The 18219-nt window shown below is 69.9% G+C and carries 14 protein-coding genes; 7 read left to right on the top strand and 7 right to left on the bottom strand.

What is annotated here, in order from left to right:
* The first annotated feature begins 57 nt into the window (after positions 1 to 57).
* Positions 58 to 1431: a hypothetical protein gene (locus tag GZ64_RS0111825; RefSeq protein WP_036331448.1), complete on the top strand. Its 1374-nt coding sequence runs from the start codon at positions 58 to 60 to the stop codon at positions 1429 to 1431.
* Here GZ64_RS0111825 and GZ64_RS0111820 read toward each other — a convergent pair.
* Both GZ64_RS0111820 and GZ64_RS0111815 read right to left on the bottom strand, forming a co-directional pair.
* Complete coding sequence (locus tag GZ64_RS0111820) at positions 1377 to 4916, bottom strand: ATP-dependent DNA helicase (protein WP_051668000.1); 3540 nt, start codon at positions 4914 to 4916, stop codon at positions 1377 to 1379. The two genes, GZ64_RS0111825 and GZ64_RS0111820, sit on opposite strands and share 55 nt — an antisense overlap.
* On the bottom strand, positions 4913 to 8134 hold the full coding sequence (locus tag GZ64_RS0111815) for an ATP-dependent helicase (RefSeq protein ID WP_029266751.1): 3222 nt from the start codon (positions 8132 to 8134) through the stop codon (positions 4913 to 4915). Before GZ64_RS0111815 ends, GZ64_RS0111820 begins: the two co-directional genes overlap by 4 nt.
* A 170-nt stretch (positions 8135 to 8304) precedes the next feature.
* Here GZ64_RS0111815 and GZ64_RS0111810 point away from each other — a divergent pair, with 170 nt between their 5' ends.
* Together GZ64_RS0111810 and GZ64_RS0111805 are read left to right on the top strand one after the other, a co-directional pair.
* On the top strand, positions 8305 to 8529 hold the full coding sequence (locus tag GZ64_RS0111810) for a DUF3107 domain-containing protein (protein WP_017828623.1): 225 nt from the start codon (positions 8305 to 8307) through the stop codon (positions 8527 to 8529).
* Between the two features lie 7 nt (positions 8530 to 8536).
* Entirely contained in the window at positions 8537 to 8824 is a 288-nt protein-coding gene (locus GZ64_RS0111805; protein WP_029266749.1) for a hypothetical protein, read from the top strand.
* Positions 8825 to 8842: 18 nt separating this feature from the next.
* Here the strand turns inward: GZ64_RS0111805 and GZ64_RS0111800 are convergent, their stop codons facing one another.
* Positions 8843 to 9556 carry a ferritin-like fold-containing protein gene (locus GZ64_RS0111800; RefSeq protein ID WP_021199631.1) on the bottom strand — a complete coding sequence of 238 codons (714 nt, stop codon included), beginning with the start codon at positions 9554 to 9556 and terminating at the stop codon, positions 8843 to 8845.
* A gap of 196 nt (positions 9557 to 9752) precedes the next feature.
* Between GZ64_RS0111800 and GZ64_RS0111795 the strand changes: the two genes are divergently transcribed.
* A complete protein-coding gene (locus tag GZ64_RS0111795; protein WP_029266747.1) occupies positions 9753 to 11273 on the top strand; it encodes a DEAD/DEAH box helicase in 1521 nt (506 codons plus the stop codon).
* Positions 11274 to 11369: 96 nt separating this feature from the next.
* On the opposite strand, the gene GZ64_RS0111790 is transcribed toward GZ64_RS0111795, so the two are convergent.
* Positions 11370 to 12278 carry a DUF817 domain-containing protein gene (locus tag GZ64_RS0111790; protein ID WP_029266745.1) on the bottom strand — a complete coding sequence of 303 codons (909 nt, stop codon included), beginning with the start codon at positions 12276 to 12278 and terminating at the stop codon, positions 11370 to 11372.
* A gap of 63 nt (positions 12279 to 12341) precedes the next feature.
* Entirely contained in the window at positions 12342 to 13214 is an 873-nt protein-coding gene (locus GZ64_RS0111785; protein WP_029260323.1) for a PHP domain-containing protein, read from the bottom strand.
* 100 nt (positions 13215 to 13314) lie between these two features.
* Here GZ64_RS0111785 and GZ64_RS0111780 point away from each other — a divergent pair, with 100 nt between their 5' ends.
* Genes GZ64_RS0111780 through GZ64_RS0111770 form a run of 3 tightly spaced genes read left to right on the top strand, consistent with a single transcriptional unit; the run spans position 13315 to position 16713 of the window.
* Positions 13315 to 14337: an endonuclease/exonuclease/phosphatase family protein gene (locus GZ64_RS0111780; protein ID WP_021199627.1), complete on the top strand. Its 1023-nt coding sequence runs from the start codon at positions 13315 to 13317 to the stop codon at positions 14335 to 14337.
* Between the two features lie 36 nt (positions 14338 to 14373).
* The gene (locus GZ64_RS0111775; RefSeq protein WP_029266743.1) at positions 14374 to 15795 is read left to right on the top strand and encodes an aminopeptidase P family protein; all 1422 of its coding nucleotides are present in this window, start codon (positions 14374 to 14376) and stop codon (positions 15793 to 15795) included.
* A gap of 9 nt (positions 15796 to 15804) precedes the next feature.
* Positions 15805 to 16713: a phosphotransferase gene (locus GZ64_RS0111770; RefSeq protein ID WP_029266741.1), complete on the top strand. Its 909-nt coding sequence runs from the start codon at positions 15805 to 15807 to the stop codon at positions 16711 to 16713.
* Here the strand turns inward: GZ64_RS0111770 and GZ64_RS0111765 are convergent.
* Both GZ64_RS0111765 and GZ64_RS0111760 read right to left on the bottom strand, forming a co-directional pair.
* Entirely contained in the window at positions 16703 to 17398 is a 696-nt protein-coding gene (locus tag GZ64_RS0111765; RefSeq protein WP_051667998.1) for an alpha/beta hydrolase family protein, read from the bottom strand. The genes GZ64_RS0111770 and GZ64_RS0111765 overlap by 11 nt on opposite strands.
* 25 nt (positions 17399 to 17423) lie before the next feature.
* Positions 17424 to 18182 (bottom strand): general stress protein, encoded by a 759-nt coding sequence (locus tag GZ64_RS0111760; protein WP_029260328.1) that lies wholly within the window; start codon positions 18180 to 18182, stop codon positions 17424 to 17426.
* Positions 18183 to 18219 lie beyond the last annotated feature (37 nt).

Raw genomic sequence — 18219 nt, 5'->3', positions numbered from 1 at the left:
CTCTTTCACGGGCGTGGCGGAGGCGGGACCGCCCCTGAGCCGACCTACCCTGGGGGCATGGGACGCTCTCCTTTCACTCTAGCCGCGGCAGTGACCGCCGCACTGCCCGGGGCGGAGGTCACGGGTGCCCGCGGTCTGAGCGCGGACGGCGACGGTCGATTCGACTCCGCCATCGCCTCGCTGGCGGACGGCCGTGAACTCGCGATCCGCGTCGCGGACGACGACGAGACGGCGCGCGAACTCGCCGCCGAAGCCCTCGCTCTTCGCGCGCTCACCGACGGCGCCCGCGCCATGCTGCCGTTCCGCGCGCCCGCCTACATCGGGGAGACGCGCATCGGCGAGGGTCGCGCGCTCGTCACCGAGCTCCTCCCCGGCTTCCAGATCGAGGCGGCCCTGGTGCCCGCGGGGCGCGGTGCCGCGCCGTCGATGGGAGCCGCGATCGCCGCCGTGCACGGCCTTCCCACCTCGGTCGTCCGGGGCGCAGGACTCGGAACCCGCACCGCCGAGGAGAGCCGCGCCGAATTGGAGCGCCTGATCGACACCGCGGCGGCCACCGGGCGCGTGCCGGCACGTCTCACGGTGCGGTGGCGCGATGCCGTCGCCGACGACGACCTCTGGCGCTTCGAGTCCACCGTGGTCCTCGGAGGCGTGCAGTCGACCTCGTTCCTGTTCGACGACGATCCGGAGCGTGGGCCCGAAGTGGTCGGCCTCGTCGGTTGGCATGGGCTCGCGGTGGGAGACCCGGCGGTCGACCTCTCCTGGCTCTCCGCAGCTCCCGATGCGTCAGACGACGTCCACGCCGCGTATGCCCGCGCCGTCGACCGTGCCCCCGATCCCGGCCTCGAGGTGCGAGCCCGCCTGCTCGCCGAACTCGAGTTCGCACGCTGGCTCGTGCACGGCGACTCCATGCATCGGCCGGACATCGTCGACGATGCCGCCGCACTGCTCGATGCTCTCGCCGAGGGCCTGCGAACGGACGACCTCAGCATCATCGATGCCCGCGCTGCCGGCGTCGACTCCGCCATGGACGCGCTCGACCGCGTGCCCCGGGATGCCGTCGCCGAGGTCGACACCTCCATGCACACCGATGCCTACAACCCCGAAGAACTGTGGATCGAAGTCCCGGAGGAGGCGGAGTCGTCGCCGCAGGACACGGAGTCACTGGAACCGGTGCGCACCATCGACACCGGACGCACGACCGACCGGGACCAGGACGACAGCGCTCACCGCACCGAGATGCTCAGTGTCGAGACCGAGGATCTCTCCGAGGCTCGGAGCATCTTCGCGGGTACCCGTGGTTCCGAGCCCCGCGAACAGACACGTCCTTCCGCATCGGACGCTGCGGCCGAGTACGACGAGTCCGACTCGGACGAAGCTCAGCGTGCGGCGCGGGCAGCGCTCCAGCGCTGGAAGAGCTCTTCCTCCGAGTAGACACGGTCGCCACGGATGATCAGGTCGTCCGCGACGTAGTACAGCGCGACGTCGATCTCCTCCAGAGGCACGTCGAAGCGCCGATGGTACGCCAGACGGTAGAGCGCCAGCTGCAGCATCCGCTCCTCGCGCTCGTCTGCCGTTCGCGGAGCCTTCCCGGTCTTCCAATCCACGATCTCGATGCGTCCACCACGGTCGGCACGTCGGTAGACGGCGTCGAGCTTGCAGATGACGATGTGCGATCCTGCCACCTCCGACGAGGGAAGTCCGGCGCCGAGGGCGAAGTCGATCTCGATCTCGACGGCGATCGGCTGCAGTCCTCCCCATTCGCTGCGCTCGAAGGTCGCCTGCAGAGCGGCGAGATCGGCGGCATCTGCGGTCGCTGCCGCGCCCTCCCGCGTCTCCACCGTCGCCTGCGCGGGTTCCGACGCGATCTCATCCTCGTCGAGCTCCCAGAGGGCCTCATCCGGGCGGCTGCCGACACCGACCAGCTCCGAACGCTGTTCCACCCAGGCGTGGAACAGCGTGCCGAGCCGGGTCTGCCGGTACGGTCGCTCGGGCATGGGTCTGACGATCGAGGAGAGCGTGCCGGAGAAGTCGGTGACGTAGTCCTTGAATCGCGATGCCGGGACGCGCGTCGGGGCGTCCGCGTCGGTTCCGCGCTGCCGCGCCGCACGCTCGGCCAGCAGGCGGGCGAGCTCCACCGACGGTTCCGCCGTCCCGCTGCGGGCGGCGTCATCCACGGCCGCGGCCGCCGCGGACACGACCTCTCGTCGTGCCCCCAACGGGTCGAGGGGCCACCGCAGCGTCGAACCGGGGCCGTCATAGGGGTTGTCGTCGGGGTCGACCGCCTCGACCTCGTCGAGCCCCTGCACCCCGATGGCCTCGACCAGATAGGGGCTCGGGGTGCGCGGAGACTTCTGTCCTGCCCAATGCGCACCGCTGAGAAGCAGATCGGTGCGCGCGCGGGTGACCGCGACGTACGCCAGACGCCGCTCCTCCTGCTGCTGATAGGTCCGGTAGGCATCCTTGAAGCGTTTGATCGCGCCGCCCCGGGGATTCGCCTTCGTCGCACCACCGGACAGTGAGGCCTGCGCGAGCTTCTGGCGCTTGACGGGGTCGGCCTCGTCACCCATCGCCTCGACCGGATCCCACTCGAATCGGGGCAGCGCGTCGCGGTCACCGCGCAGAGCAAACGGAACGACTCCGAAGCCGAACCAGCCGGAGGTGTCGGAGACCCGGCTGGGAAGTTCGTCGACCACGAGCCGCACCACGGCGACCGCGTCCCATTCCAGCCCCTTCGACCCATGGATCGTCAGCAGTTGCACGACTCCGGCCTCCGGCGGCTCGGGCCGTGGCATGAGCTCGTCGGTGCTCTCGGCCTTGTCGAGCCACGCGAGCAGACTGCCGATGCTCCCCCGCTCGTCCGCCGCGAGGAAGGCTCGTACCTCATCGGCGAAGGCCCGCAGCTGGGTCGCGGCGACACGGGCCGGGCCTCTGGTCTCGTTGGCCGCCAACTCGATGTCCAGCCGCAGTTCGAGCTCGACCAGCCGGATCAGCTCGGGGATCGGCTGGGAGGACGCGCGGCGCAGTCGCTCGAGCATCTCCCCCGCCGCACGCACCCTCGCCCTGCCGTCGGGCGTGATGGACTCGAGGAGCCGATAGTCGTCGCGCACCGCACGCACCACGTCGACCGCGTCGATGATCGAGACCGCCTCGTCGGCCCCCCGCGAGGAACGCAGCCGCGCGCGCACCTCCTCGGGCAACGGAGCCATGGCGGGGTCGCGCTCGGAGAGTGTGCGCCCGAGGTCGTAGAGCGCCGCCATGTCGGCAACGCCGACACCGAAACGAGGACCCGTGAGAAGGCGGATGAGCGCCGACCCCGCGGTGGGGTCGTGCACCACGCGCAGCGTCGACACGACGTCGACCACCTCCGGCGTCGCCAGCAGACCGCCGAGGCCGAGGATGCGGTGCGGGATGCCACGCGCCGCGAGCGCGGCGGCGAACGTCTGCATGTGGCGTTTCGAACGGAACAGGATAGCTCCGGTGTGCGGCTTCGCGCCCGGGGACTCACCGGCGCTGCGGGCGTCGTGCGCGGCACGGCGCTCGGCGAACCATTCCGCCACGGCGGATGCCTCTTCGTCGACCGTGAACGGGTACTCGATGGTCACGGTGCCTTCCCCGGCGCCGGGGCGCGGTTCGAGCGGCGGCACGTCGAGCCCCGGGCGTTGCAGGGGTTCGAGCACGCGGTTCGCGATCCCGAGGATGCCTCGATCATTGCGCCAGCTGGTCATGAGGCTGTAGGTCTGCGCCGCTGTGGTGCTCGAGAACGTGCGGGAGAAGGCGTAGAGGTTGTCGGCGCTCGCACCTCGCCAACCGTAGATCGACTGATGCGGGTCGCCCACGGCCATCACCGCGGAGTCGCGGAACAGCTCGGCGAGGAAGCGGGTCTGGATGACCGACGTGTCCTGGTACTCGTCGAGCAGCACGACACGGTGCTGCTCGCGCAGTTCGGCCCGTACGTCGGGAGCCGATTCGACGATGTCGTAGGCCCCGCCCACCTGGTCGGCGAAGTCGAGCACGCCTCGGCGCTGTTTCTCGGCGATGTAGTCGCGCACGAGGCGGGTCAGCGTCGGCAGACTGAGCAGGTTCACCGCCGCCTTCTCGACGTCGGCGTTGCCCCGATAGGGCTCGAACGCGAGTGCCTGATCGCGGGCGATGTGCTCGGCACGGTCGAGGTCGACGCGGTGGTCGAGGGCATCGCCGGCGAGCCTCTGCACAGCGTCGATGACCGTGCCGAGCGCGAAATCGATGTTCTCCAGCTCGGGGAGGTCGCTGCGGAGCACCACTTCGCGTGCCAGCATCCAGGAGGCGGCCTGGCTGAGCATCGCCACGTCGGGGTCCCGTCCGATGCGCGCCGCGTGCTCACGGACGATGCCGTCGGCGAAGGCGTTGTAGGTCGAGACGCGCGGCCGGATCATCAGGTCTTCCGCAGCACGAGGGGTCACCGGATCCCATCCCGTTCCGCGGTGCGCAGCGAGTTCGTCGAGCACGTGCGCGCGCACCAGCTCACGCTGTCGGCCCGGCACGGCCTCGTCGACCCTCCGAAGTGACCCGTCCGCCACGATCTCGGGCAGATGCGGGAGGAGCCCCCGGCGTCCGTACTCGTCGATGACCGCGAGCCGATGGGCGATCCGTTCCGCGAGCTCTCCTGCGGCTTTGCGCGTGAAGGTGAGGCCGAGGATCTCGTCGCGGCGGACGTGCCCGTTGGCCACGAGCCAGACCACCCGCCCCGACATCGTCTCGGTCTTACCGCTTCCTGCTCCGGCGACGACCAGGGCAGGCTCCGGCGGCGCTTCGATCACCCTCTGCTGTGCGGGTGTCGGCGACGGTTGCCCCAGCGCAGCCGCGATGTCTGTGGCGGAGATGCCCGCACCGCCGCTCCACCCTGCTCCGCTCCGCTCCGGTCCGCTCACGCCCGTCATGAGCTCACCGCCGGCACCGTGTGGATGCGGCAGGGGTGCACCCGGCGCTGCGTGTCCGCACAGTGCGACTCGACCTGCGCGGTGAAGCTGGATGCCGACATGCCGCGAGCCGCATCCGACACGCGCTTCAGGAACGCCGTTCGCGACTCATCGTCGAGCGTGTGCTGATGGGCGATGCGGTAGTCGCTCCTGGCGAGTGTCTTGGAGACGATCACGAGTCGAGCGCCGGCCAGCGACGACGACGGCGCCCCCTCGATCAGTCCCTGCTGGACCGCCACCTGATAGGCGGCCAGCTGCGCGTGCTCGATCACACCGGAGTCGGATTCGGGATCATTCTTCCCCGTCTTCAGATCGACCACGACCGTCGGGCCGTCAGGACCGCCCGACATCGGCTCCCAGCCGCGGCCTCGAGCTGCCGGATGCTCGCCGGCGCCCGGCGGGTAGGCTTCCACACGGTCGATGTAGCCGTGGATGATCGCCTTGTGCGCCCGGTCCTCCCCCACCGCGTGCACCGTCGGCGCGATCTCCTCGTCGGTCGCGGGAGCCACGTCGACGGCGAAGCGGAACTCGACCTCACTGCCGATGACGCGCCCTCCCTCCCGGCGCACGTCGCCCAAGTAGGTGTGCAGCCGTTCGACGAGCAGATCGGCACGACGTCGTTCCTTGCGTCCGATCCATTCGGTCTCGAAATCGAGCTCCGGCCAGTGCTCGGCCACGATCTCCCGCATCCGCTCGAGATTTCCTTCGGGTACCCGCTCCATCGCCTCGTGCACGATCGTGCCGATGCCGGCGGTCGGCGGCATCACGGTGTCGCCGCCGAGCGCCGAGACGACCCAGTTGAGGCCGCATTCCTCGTAGGACTCCATCTTCGAGGGCGATACCCGGGCTCCGGTGACGGCGAGATCGCGCAGCGGCGCCTGCGTCGATGGCGGGGTGATCCCGTACCACTCCGCCGGGTCGGATCCAGGGACGCCTTCGCGAGCGAGGACGGCGAGCTGTGCCGCGGCGGCACGGCGCACCGGCTCGGCGACCGTCGTCGTGAGCGTGCGTCGGTGCCGCGCGACGAGTCCGCGCAGGGTGAGCGGGTGCTCCGCCGAGGCATGCCGCTCGGGTGGTTCCGGCGCAGGCAGGAAGCCGAAGAACGGGCTGGGCGTGAGGTCGTCGTCGTCCACCGCTGTGATCAGGAGACGACCGCGTGCACGCGACACAGCGCGCACGAAGAGCCGGAGCTCGTCGTGCAGTGCCGCACGTCGGCGGTCGAGGACCCCTGGAGCCTCGATGGAGATCCCCGTGCGTGCGGCCTGGATCGCATCCGGCAGACGCCAGGTCTGCAGCAGACCGCCACGCAGCCGCACGTTCGGCCAGATGCCGTCCTGCACGCCGGCGACCACGACCGCGTCGAACTCCGTGCCGAGGGCGGTGGCGGGGGTCAGCAGCGTGACCTTTCCCGGCCGGTCGGGAGTCGACAGCGAATCCTCCGGAACCTCGCTGTCGAGGATGTCGCGCACGAAGACCTCGGGCCTCTCGTTCGGCGTACGCTCGACGAAGCGCTTCGCGGCGTCGAACAGAGAGACCAGCGCATCGAGCGAACGAGCCGTCTCCGCTCCCGTCGGCAGCAGCGAGATCTCGCGCCAGGCGACCTGCAGCCGCCGGCCGTCGACGGCCCGAGCCTGATCCCAGACCCGCCACAGCAGGTCGTGGATCGTCTCCCCCGCCGCCGCGCCGCGGGAGAGCGCTTCGATCGTCTCGGCGAACCGTTCGGCCGTGCGCGATTCCGGAGCGTCGATCAGCGTGAGGTGCGCAGGATTCGCCATCGCCCGGCGCAGCAGTTCGCGTGCAGGCGTCGATCCTCCCTGCTTGAGTTCGACGTGTCGGAGGCGCGCACGCAGTCGCCGCAGCCCGATCGCGTCCATCCCTCCGAAGGGGGTGCGCAGCGCCTCCTCGAGTGCGGGCGACGTGCGCTCTTCGACCGGGGTGAGTGCCAGACGCACGATGCCGACGATGTCGCGTACGATCCCCTCGCTGCCGAGCGGGCGCTGCACACCGGCCGCTCGTGTCGGGATCTCCCTGGCGGCGAGTTCGGTCTCGAGTGCGGTGACCTGCCGGGTGTCGTGGGCGATGACCGCCATCCGGTCCCAGCGGATGCCGTCGGAGAGGTGCCACTCGCGCATGACGCCGGCGATGCGATCGAGCTCCTCATAGGGGGAAGGAGCAACGAACGTCGCGACTCCGGCTTCGACCTCTTCGGCCGTCACCGGCACCGGAGCGCGCCGGTGCTCGACCCGTCCGGACACACCGATCGCCTGCGTCACGGTGCGGGTGAGCGCCGTGAGCGCCGGACGCTGGCGGTGCGGCCCGTCGAGTACGTGCACGTCTCCCAGCACGCCGGCGAGCTGGGCGAACAGCTCGGGGCTGGCTCCACGGAACGACCCGGATGAGATGTCAGGATCGCCGAAGGCGTGCACGGCGATCCCGCGGCTGCGCAAGGCCGTCACGACGGCGATCCCACCGCGGGTGAGCTCCTGCGCGTCATCGATGAGCACCACGCGCAAGGGAGCGAGCGGGCCGAGGGTGTTCGCGTCTGCCGTATCCAGGATGGTGCTCGCCTCGCTGAGCAGATCAGCGGCGTCGCGGTGCGCCGAGCGGAGCGCGTCGAGGACCATGCGGTACTCGACGAGGAACTCCGCCGTCGCCACCCACACCTCGTTTCCCGAGGCCCGGAGTTCCGCGGCGTCGACGCCGATCTCGGTGCACTCGGCGAGGAAGGCACGCAGCTCGGAGCGGAACCCCTTCGAGGCGCGCACGGAAGTGCTCAGCGCGTCGGGCCACCGGATGCGCCCGTCTTCCGCATCTCCGGCGAGCAGTTCGGCGATGATGCGGTCCTGATCGGCACCGGTCAGCAGCGCCGGCGGTTCGGCTCCTTCTCGCACCATCGCTCCACGGACGAGCTGGAAGGCGAAGGAACCGAGCGATCTGGCCAACGGTCCCGGCGTCGCCTGACCGATGCGCACGCCGATCCGATCGCGCAGAGCCGTCGCCGCCTGGCGGTTCGGGGTGAGGGCGAGAACCTGTTCGGGGCGCAGCCCCTCGACGTCGAGCAGGTGCACGACACGCTCGATGAGGGTGCGCGTCTTGCCCGTTCCCGGTGCGCCGATGACGACGCCGGATGCCGACGGCTCTGCGGCGATCACAGCGCGCTGAGCGGTATCGGGTGTCATGACCTCCACGCTATCCGGACGTGCGGACATCGCAGCCCGCACCCGCCAGGCACGTCCGGGGTCGCAGCCGTCCGCGCTGTGCGCTCACGGCGAAACCGGTCCCCGCGGCCGATCCTGCCCGGTGCCCGCGGGGTAGAGTTGGCGCAGTCCCCGAACTTCAAGGAGCACGCGTGGAAATCCGCATCGGCATCATCAACACCGGCCGTGAACTGAGCTTCGACACCGGCGCCAGCGCTGAAGAGGTCCGCACCCAGGTCGCCGCGGCGCTCGAGCAGAGCGCGTCGCACGTGAGCTTCGCCGACGTGAAGGGCAACTCCTACATCGTCCCGACCGCGAACCTCGCCTACATCGAGCTGGGCACCGAAGAATCGCGCCGCGTCGGTTTCGTCGCCTGACCGCGCGATGTACATCCTCCTCGCACTCATCGGCGCGTGCGCTCTGGGAATCGCCGCGCACTTCCTGATCCGCGATCGCGAGCTGCGCGGCGTCGCCCTGACCCCGGCGATCGCCACCGCCGTATCGGCGCTCACCTACACGGGCCTGCAGTGGGCCGGTGTAGGCGAGGACAGTATCTGGCTGTGGCTCGCGAGCGTCCTCGGCGCTCCCGTCGTCGCCGCACTGGCGACCATGGCGATCACCGGGATGCGCAAGCGCTCCGACGCCCAGAGCAGGGCGGCGCTGGGCATCTGACCCGTCGAACTGCGTCGCCTAGGACGCCAGTCCCATCGCGTCCATGCGACGAGCGTGCGCGCCCATGAGCTCGGTGTATACCGGTTCGATGCGCTCCTCGTCGATCTCGAGACGCTCGGGCCGCAGCGCAGAGCGGCAGACGAGGATCGTGTCGCCGACCAGGCGGCGCGCCCACATCGACAGCAGCGAACGCCACTCCTCGTCGCTCTCGATCGTCTCCTGGATGATGGCGACGATCTCGTGTCGAGCGTCGTCCTCGCGGAGGATCTCCGCCACGCGCCGCCCGGTGTCTCCGTAGCTGGACGCCAGCGCGAGATAGAAGTCGTCGAGCATTCCGGCGGTGATGTACACGGCGAGAAGCGTCTCCCGTGGGCGCGCGCCGATGGTCTTTCGACGGAACGCGTCGAGGTTCTCCCGGAACGGGAGCATCAGCTGCGTGGGGTCGTCACCGTGCTCGGCGATGAGCTCCACGATCCCCCGATGCTTGGTCAAGGCGGCCCCTGCCGCACGAGACAGCGACTCCTTCTCGGAGAGCGCGGTCGTGGCGCGGATGAGACGCGTCAGCGTCTCGAAGTAGCCCAGTTGCAGATAGGCGGCCTGCCCGAGGAACCGATTGAGCTCGGGGGCGAGTTCGGCGAAATCGATGCGCGTCGCATCCCCCTGCTCGCCTCTGCCGCGCAGCGCGAGGGTGCGTCGCGGCGCGTCGTCGCGCTGCCAGAACCACTTAACCACGAGGTCGTCCTCCCGAGTCCACCACGACGTTCACAATACTCGTGCCGAACGCTCCTTCCTGGCCGGAGGCGCCCCTCGGGTAGGCTGGGCGTGTCCCCGCCGTCGGAGCGGGGCCCCGCGCCTGTGGCACAAGAGACGGCGTGGATCCGTTAACGTGGCGATCCCGCAGGCTCGCCGGACAGGCAATCTGAATAAAGTGACAACTTTCGCCGATCTCGGCATCGATCAGGACATCGTCGACGCACTCGCCGCCAAGGGCATCGTCGACGCGTTCCCCATCCAGGAGCAGACCATCCCCCTCGGCCTTCCCGGCCAGGACATCATCGGTCAGGCCAAGACGGGAACAGGCAAGACCTTCGGCTTCGGCATCCCCGTCGTCCAGCGCCTCGGCAAGGACCCGGAGCACGGCGTCAAGGCACTCATCGTGGTGCCGACGCGTGAGCTCGCGGTGCAGGTGTACGAGGACATCGACCTGCTCACCAGCAACCGCTCGACCAGCGTCGTCGCCATCTACGGCGGCAAGGCCTACGAGGGTCAGATCGACCAGCTCAAGGCCGGCGCGCAGATCGTGGTCGGCACGCCCGGTCGACTGATCGACCTCGCCGGTCAGCGCCTGCTCGACCTCTCGCACGCCACCGAGGTCGTGCTCGACGAGGCCGACAAGATGCTCGACCTCGGCTTCCTCGCCGACATCGAGAAGATCTTCCAGAAAGTCCCGGCCGTCCGTCACACGCAGCTGTTCTCCGCGACGATGCCCGGCCCGATCGTCGCCCTCGCACGTCGCTTCATGTCGAACCCGATCCACATCCGTGCGAACGACCCCGACGAGGGCCTCACGCAGGCGAACATCAAGCACCTCGTCTACCGTGCGCATTCGATGGACAAGGACGAGGTCATCGCCCGCATCCTGCAGGCCGAGGGTCGCGGAAAGACCGTGATCTTCACCCGCACCAAGCGTGCGGCGCAGCGCCTCGTCGACGAGCTGAGCGACCGCGGCTTCAATGTGGGCGGCGTGCACGGTGACATGGGTCAGGATCAGCGCGAGCGCTCGATGGCCGCCTTCAAGGCGGGCAAGCGCGACGTCCTGGTCGCGACCGACGTGGCCGCCCGAGGCATCGACGTCGATGACGTGACGCACGTCATCAACCACACGATCCCGGATGAGGACAAGACGTACCTGCACCGCGCAGGCCGTACGGGCCGCGCGGGCAAGACCGGCATCGCGGTCACCTTCGTCGACTGGGAAGACCTGCACAAGTGGGCCCTGATCAACCGCGCCCTCGAGTTCGGCCAGCCCGAGCCCATCGAGACCTACTCGTCCAGCCCGCATCTGTACGAGGACCTCAACATCCCCCAGGGCACGAAGGGCCGCCTGGTGTCAGCGCCCAAGACGGAGTCCGTGAAGACCGAGCGCACCCGTCGCCCCGAGCGCGCGGCCGACGCCGCCGCCGAGGGGACCGATGAGAGCGGCACCCGCCGCCGTCGTCGCCGTCGCAACAGCACGACTCCGGTCGGTTCGACCTTCACCGAAGGCGCTGCGGAGTCGACGTCCGGCGAGGGGCAGTCCGCACCGGCCGCCGATCGCGGTGCCGAGGGCGCGGGCACGCATGACGGTGCGGGCAAGGAGCACCACGACGGCAAGCCGGCTCCGGCACGTCGTCGCCGTCGTCGCCGTGGCGGTTCCGGCGCCGGCGCGGCTCCCGTCACCGGGGCCTGAGCACGTCACCGAGAGGGCGCATCCACCGGGTTCACTCCGGCGTATGTGCCCTCTCGCATGTGTGGACGCGGAAGCCGAGAGCCGGTTGCGGCGGGTTCACCGTCGGTCGCCGACATCCGGCTCCTGTGCGCGTGCCTCGTCGGCCGTGCGCAGCACGGCTGCCGGCACCTGCGGCGGATACACCCAGGCGACCAGCACGACCGAGATGATCATCAGCAGGAACCACGAGCTCAGCTTGCTCAACGAGACCGGCTGCCAGCCTCCGGCCTGATCCGGGTAGGCCCATGCGCCCGCCCACGTGCCGATGTTCTCCGCGAGATAGATGAACACCGCGACCCCGCCGAAGACGGCCAGGAGCGGCAGACGGATCGTGCGCCGCCACACCCGCGCGTGCATCACTGTGGGCAGCCAGAGCGCCACGACTCCCGCCAGGAGCACCCAGCGGGCATCCCACCACCAGTGGTGGGTGAAGAAGTTGAGGTAGATCGCCGCTGCGAGGACGGCCGTCATCCATCGCCGCGGATACCGCGTGAACCCGAGGTCGAACAGTCGATAGACGCGCACCATGTACGACCCGACCGCCGCATACATGAAACCGCTGAACAGCGGGACACCGCCGATGCGGAGAATCCCGTCCGCGGCATACGCCCACGACCCCACGTCGGTCTTGAAGAGCTCCATGGCGGTGCCGGTGATGTGGAACAGGACGATGACCCACAGCTCACGCCCGCTCTCCAGTCGGAAGACGAGCATCGCCACCTGGATGAGCACAGCGGCGATGGTGAGTGCGTCGTTGCGGGCGAGCACCGCATCGTCGGGGTACCACAGACGCGCGGCGACGATCAGGACCAGCAGCGCCGCCCCGAAGATGCACGCCCACGCCTGCTTGACGACGAACACCGCGAACTCGATCAGGCCGGCGCGGATGCCGTTCGACGGGGAATCGCGGAGGAGGCGATGAGCCCACGCGTCGACGCGTCGCTCGAGGGAAGTCGCTCGCTGCATGCCTCGGACGGTATCGGTCCCGCTCGACAGGTCGCCGAGAGATGACCGCCAGAATGCCGAGGATCAGGGAAAACGCGGGGCGGTGCCCGTGCCGCGTGCTATGAGCCTGGCCACCATCTCGTCAGAGGTGGTGTTCTCGCCGGGACGGTTGGGCTTGCCGTCGCCGTGATAGTCGCTCGAGCCCGTGATGATGAGGTCGTGCTTCGCGGCGATCTCTCGCAGCAGCCGCTTGCCTGCCTCCGTGTTCTCGCGATGCTCGATCTCGAACCCGCCGAGGCCTGCATCGACGAGGCGCTCGATGAACGCCACGGGCATCATGCGGTCGCGTCCCGCCGTCACGGGGTGGGCGATGATCGCCACTCCGCCCGCCTCGGTGATCAGACGCACAGCGGTCAGCGGATCGGGCGCGTAGTGCGGCTCGTAGTACCCCTCCCGTGGATGCAGGATGCCGTCGAACGCCTCGGTCCGATCCCGCACGATGCCCCGGGCGACGAGGGCATCGGCGATGTGCGGACGCCCCACCGTCGCGTCGAGTGCCGTCTGCGCCACCACGTCGTCCCACTGCAGGTCGTAGTCTCGCCCGATGTTGCGGACGATCCGCTCGGCACGGCCGATCCGATCACCGCGGATGCGATCGGTCTCGGCCCGCAGCGCGTCATCCTCCGGATCGAAGAGGTAGCCGAGAACATGCACGCTGCGCCACTCGTGCTTCGCGGAGAGCTCCATCCCCGGGATGAAGGTCATCCCCCGTGCGACGGCGGCGTCTCCCGCCTCGCCCCAACCGGTCGAGCGGTCGTGATCGGTCAGCGCGAGCGTGCGCACCCCGTGCGCGTGCGCCTGCCGGACGACCTCGGCCGGCGACTCCGTGCCATCGGAATGGTTGGAGTGCAGGTGCAGGTCGGCGGGACCGGCGAATCCGTGGGACGAAGTGGCCATCCTCCGAGCGTACCGAGCGGCGACCCGCGCGGACGCGGAGGCGCACGGAAGCGGATGTCGAGGCAGGGACTTCACAGGCGACGCTCCTAGGCTGGTGGGGATGTTTCGTCTCCTGGGGATCCTCTTCACCGTGCTGCTCGCGATCGCGACGGCGGTCGTGGTGTGGCCGCAGTTCTTCCGTCTCGAGCAGACCTACCCGTTCGCGCAGCTCGTGTCCGCGCGCGGCATCGTGCTCGGCGGATTCCTCGTCGTCGCGGTGCTCGCGCTCCTGCTCCTGTTCGCCCGTCCGCTCCGCGGATTCGCCGCCTCCGTCCTGATCGTTGCGCTGCTCGGCGCCGGCGCGACCGCGGCGATCGGCGCCGTTCGCGGTTTCGGGGGATCACCACTCCCGGAGAAGACCGAGGACAGTGTCCGCGTGCTCACCTGGAACACGGCGGGAGAAGCGGTGTCTGCCGAGGTGATCGCCCAGCAGATCCTCGATCAGGGGGCCGACATCGTCGCCCTTCCCGAGACGACCGAGGCCGTCGGCGAGCGCATCGCGATCATGCTCCGCGAGCAGGGACACCCGATGTGGGTGCACCACGTGCAGTTCCGCCCGGATGTGCAGGACGGGCCGCAGTCGTGGCAGACGACCGTGCTGGTCGCCCCGGACCTCGGGGAGTACTCCGTGATCGAGTCGGCGAAGGATGGCACCAGCAACACCGGCTCGGTGCCCAGCGTCGTGCTCATGCCGATCGACGGCTCCGGCCCCACCATCGTCGCCGTGCACGCGGTCGCGCCGCGCATGGAGGAGATGCAGCAGTGGCGCAGCGACCTGCAGTGGATCGCGGATCAGTGCCCCCAGGGCGACTTCATCCTGGCCGGTGACTTCAACGCGACGATCGACCACATGGCCCCTCTCGGAGTCGAGGGCGGAGATATCGGCTACTGCCGCGATGTCGCGTCCCGCACCGGCAACGGCCTCACGGGTACCTGGCCGAGCTCTCTCCCTGCCCTCGCCGGCGCCCCGATCGATCATGTGATGGCGTCGCAGAACTGGTCTCCGACCGGGTCGGTCGTGCTGGACGATGCCGGTGGCAGCGACCACCGCGCTCTGGTCGTGCAGCTCGAGCCCGCCGGCTGACTCCCGCACCCGCCCGCCAGGTGACAGACTGGAGGGATGAGCACAGGAGAGCGCGACACGATCGCAGAACCCACCGTCGAAGCGTCTGTCGACAACGGCACCACCAACCGCAAGCAGCCCTTCCCCCAGGGCTTCCTCGACACGATCTCGACCGGTTGGGCCGAACGCCCGGAGACGCTTCCCGCGCCGCGCGCCCAGGCGTCGTACGCGGCCACGCGTCGTGCCGCCGTCTCCGCGGCCTTCCCCGGCAAGCACCTCGTGATCCCTGCCGGCTCTCTCAAGCAGCGCAGCAACGACACCGACTACGTCTTCCGCGCGCATTCCGCCTTCGCACACCTCACCGGGTGGGCATCGGATGCCGAGCCCGACTCGGTCCTCGTCTTCGCACCGACCGAGACCGGCCACGACATCACCCTCTTCTTCCGCGAGCGCGCCGACCGCACGACGACGGAGTTCTACGCCGACGCCACGGTCGGAGAGTTCTGGATCGGTCCGCGACCGTCCCTCGCCGGCGTCGCCGCCGACCTCGACATCGCCACCGCCCATCTGGACGACAGGGAAGCCGTCGAGGGCGAGCTGGTGCTCGACGAGGACGAGACCCTCACCCGCTTCGTCTCGGAGCTGCGGCTCATCAAGGACGAGTTCGAGATCGCCGAGATGCGCCGCGCCGTCGAGATCACGGCGAACGGCTTCGACGACATCATCCGCGAGCTTCCTGCCGCGACGGCTCATGCACGCGGCGAGCGCGTCGTTGAAGGCGTCTTCCACCGCCGCGCACGCGAGGACGGCAACGGCGAGGGCTACGACACGATCGCCGCCTCCGGCCCGCACGCCTGCTACCTGCACTGGACGCGCAACGACGGAACCGTGGTTCCCGGTGACCTGATCCTGGTGGATGCGGGTGTGGAGGCCGACAGCCTCTACACCGCCGACATCACGCGCACGCTGCCCGTCTCCGGCACGTTCACCGACGTGCAGCGGCGCGTCTACGAGACGGTGCGCGAGGCCGCCGACGCGGCATTCGCCGCCGCTCGGGTCGGCGTACGCTTCCGCGACGTGCACGGAGCCGCCATGAAGGTCATCGCCGAGCGGACGGCCGAGTGGGGTCTGCTGCCCGTCACCGCCGAAGAGGCTCTGGATGCCGACAAGGGCGGCCAGCACCGTCGGTACATGGTGCACGGCACCTCGCACCACCTCGGCATCGACGTGCACGACTGCGCCCAGGCCCGTCGCGAGATGTACTACGACGGCATCCTCGCCCCGGGCATGGTGTTCACGATCGAACCTGGACTCTACTTCCAGATCGACGACCTCACCGTGCCGGCCGAGCTCCGTGGCATCGGCGTGCGCATCGAGGACGACATCGTGATGACCGACGACGGCCCCGTGAACCTCTCGGCCGGCATCCCCCGCACGGCCGACGAGGTCGAGGCGTGGATGGCGCGACTGCAGAGCTGACACCGACGGATGCATGAGGGCGAGCTCGCACTCGAGACCGAGGTCGCGGCGCACCTGATCGCGCGCCGCTTCCCCGAGCTCCGTGGCGAGACCCTGCGACCGGTCCCCATGACGGGCACGGTGAACAGGATCATCCGGGTGGGCGACGGACTCGTCGCCCGCTTCCCCCTCCTCGGGGCAGCGGCGCACGAGCTCGTCCGCGAGGCCGCAGCACTCGAGGAGTTCGCGGCGTCGAGCCCGTTCCCCGCGCCGCGCTCCTACGGCACCGCCTCCGCGTCGGAGGAGTTCGACTCGGCCTGGGCTGTGCAGACGTGGATCGAGGGTGACCCGGCGGATCCTGTGCTCTCCTCCACGTCCGAGACGCTCGCGCACGACCTGGTCGCCCTCATCCGGGCGCTGCGCACCGTCGACGTGCGCGACCGTGTGTTCGACGGCAGGGGCCGGGGCGGAGTCCTCGGCGACCACGACGAATGGGTCGCGACATGCCTGAGGCGGAGTGCGCATCTCTTCGATGCGGCCCGCGCAGGGCGGCTCTGGTCGGTGCTGCGCGAGCTCCCATCCGCCAGCGCTCCGGTGATGAGCCACCGGGACCTCACGCCGTTCAATCTCCTCGTCGCGGAGCACGAGGGCGATACCCGCCTGGCCGGTGTGCTCGACGGCGGAGACTTCGGTCCCGCGGATCCCGCACTCGACCTGGTCGCCGCCTGGCACCTCTTCGACGCGCCGGGACGACACCTGCTCCGCGAAGGCCTGGCTGTCGACGACCTCGAGTGGCGGCGCGGCGCGGGATGGGCGCTGCAGCAGGCGCTCGGGCTCGGATGGTATTACGCGGAATCGAACCCGCGGATGAGCGCACTGGGAATCTCGACCGTGGGGCGCGTACTCGCGGACGAGGAGCTGTCGAGGCTCATCGGCTGAGGGGGCGTCCGACCGAGCCCCCTCGCTCCTCGGCGCCGCCGAGGGCGAACTCCGCCACGATCGGGGCGAGTGCGGCCCCGATCTCCGCGGCGGGGCGCTTGCGGCCCTTCACCTCGAAGGTGTGTCCCCCTCCGTCGATCCAGACGACGCGCGCATTCCGACAGGTCGCGATCGCCTCCTCGAACTGCGAGATCGGCTGGATGAAGGGATCGTTCGTCCCCTCCACGAACAGCTGCGGGACCGTGATCCCCGGCAGATGCTCGACGCGTGGCTTCTCCGGACGTCCGGGCGGATGCAACGGGTACCCGAGGTAGACGAGGCCGTCGACACGCATGCCCTCGGCGACCGCCATCGACGCCATGCGTCCGCCGTACGATTTGCCCGTCGCCCACAGGGTCGCCGAGGGATCGGACTCGCGTGCGAAGGCCGCGACGGCGTTCCATGTGGCGATCGCATGCGCGGCGGGTCCCGGCATCCGTCGCCCCTGCTCCACATACGGGAAGTTGAAGCGGAGGGTCGAGAAGCCCGTCGCGCTCAGCGCATCGACGTAGCCGGTGAGGAACGGATGGTCCTTGCCGGTCCCTGCACCGTGGGCCACGATCACCGTCGCCCCGTTGTCACCGGCTGTCCAGTCGGCGGACACGGCGGTGAGTCCCGCCGGGAGCGCGACCTGGATCTCGACCATCAGACGGAGAGCGTGGAGGTCGCCGTCATGCCCGTTCGCCCTGGATGCCGTCAGTGCCGGGAGCAGCGTCCGGCTCGACCGGGGTCACGGTCGACGGAGCGGCGGTCCCCGCCGATGCGGACCCGGGCTCGGGCGTCGTCTCGGGTTCGGGGTCGGCGACCGGGTCGGCGACCGGCGGTGCGACGGGGTCGGCCGGGCGCGGCGGGATCACGGGATCCCCGGGTGCCGGGGCGGGCTCAGGCGAGGTCGCGCCGGGCGTGATCCGCTCGCCGTAGCGCGGCGGCTCGTCGAGGTTGACCGGCGGTCGCACGGGCGCCACTTTGTTCGCGCCGAGGACCTGCCGGGCCTTGCCCAGCGACGAGGACAGCACGGTGACCTCGTAGTGATCGGCCGCGAACTGCGTGACGCTGGCGAAGTCGCGCCGGCGACGGACGATCGCGTAGGTGACCAGGCTGAGGATCATCCCGACCGCGACACCGATGAGGACGAAGCCGAGGAAGAGCTGGATCGGCACCTCCGGGTTGCCGAGCACGAGGATGGCGGCGAGGAAGAGCCCGATCAACACACCGTTGATCGCCCCGGAGCGCGCGGCGGCGGCGTAGCCGAGCTTGCCGGTCACGCGTTCGACCGTGCGCACGCTCTGACCGACGATGGCGATGTCGCGCGCCGGCACCTCCCCCGCGATCAGCTTCGAGACCGTCTTCTGCGCGCTCTCGTAGTCGCGCATCGACGCGACGATCTCGCCGGTGTCTGTGCCGCTCGCGGGCCGGTTCAGCATGCTCATCCGGCTATTCTTCCACGCGTGCCGTCGGACGGCCCGA

This window comes from Microbacterium sp. Cr-K32 (genome assembly GCF_000708345.1).
In the GTDB taxonomy this organism is placed as follows: Bacteria; Actinomycetota; Actinomycetes; order Actinomycetales; family Microbacteriaceae; genus Microbacterium; species Microbacterium maritypicum_A.
The sequence above is the reverse complement of the archived record's forward strand: the minus strand, read 5'-3'. Positions and strand labels throughout refer to the sequence as shown.

Excerpts from the sequence above, each read along its gene's own strand:
- GZ64_RS0111825 (WP_036331448.1), top strand. The coding sequence starts at position 58 with ATGGGACGCTCTCCTTTCACTCTAGCCGCGGCAGTGACCGCCGCACTG.
- GZ64_RS0111820 (WP_051668000.1), bottom strand. The coding sequence starts at position 4,916 with ATGACGGGCGTGAGCGGACCGGAGCGGAGCGGAGCAGGGTGGAGCGGC.
- GZ64_RS0111815 (WP_029266751.1), bottom strand. The coding sequence starts at position 8,134 with ATGACACCCGATACCGCTCAGCGCGCTGTGATCGCCGCAGAGCCGTCG.
- GZ64_RS0111805 (WP_029266749.1), top strand. The coding sequence starts at position 8,537 with ATGTACATCCTCCTCGCACTCATCGGCGCGTGCGCTCTGGGAATCGCC.
- GZ64_RS0111790 (WP_029266745.1), bottom strand. The coding sequence starts at position 12,278 with ATGCAGCGAGCGACTTCCCTCGAGCGACGCGTCGACGCGTGGGCTCAT.
- GZ64_RS0111785 (WP_029260323.1), bottom strand. The coding sequence starts at position 13,214 with ATGGCCACTTCGTCCCACGGATTCGCCGGTCCCGCCGACCTGCACCTG.
- GZ64_RS0111780 (WP_021199627.1), top strand. The coding sequence starts at position 13,315 with ATGTTTCGTCTCCTGGGGATCCTCTTCACCGTGCTGCTCGCGATCGCG.
- GZ64_RS0111775 (WP_029266743.1), top strand. The coding sequence starts at position 14,374 with ATGAGCACAGGAGAGCGCGACACGATCGCAGAACCCACCGTCGAAGCG.
- GZ64_RS0111770 (WP_029266741.1), top strand. The coding sequence starts at position 15,805 with ATGCATGAGGGCGAGCTCGCACTCGAGACCGAGGTCGCGGCGCACCTG.
- GZ64_RS0111765 (WP_051667998.1), bottom strand. The coding sequence starts at position 17,398 with ATGGTCGAGATCCAGGTCGCGCTCCCGGCGGGACTCACCGCCGTGTCC.
- GZ64_RS0111760 (WP_029260328.1), bottom strand. The coding sequence starts at position 18,182 with ATGAGCATGCTGAACCGGCCCGCGAGCGGCACAGACACCGGCGAGATC.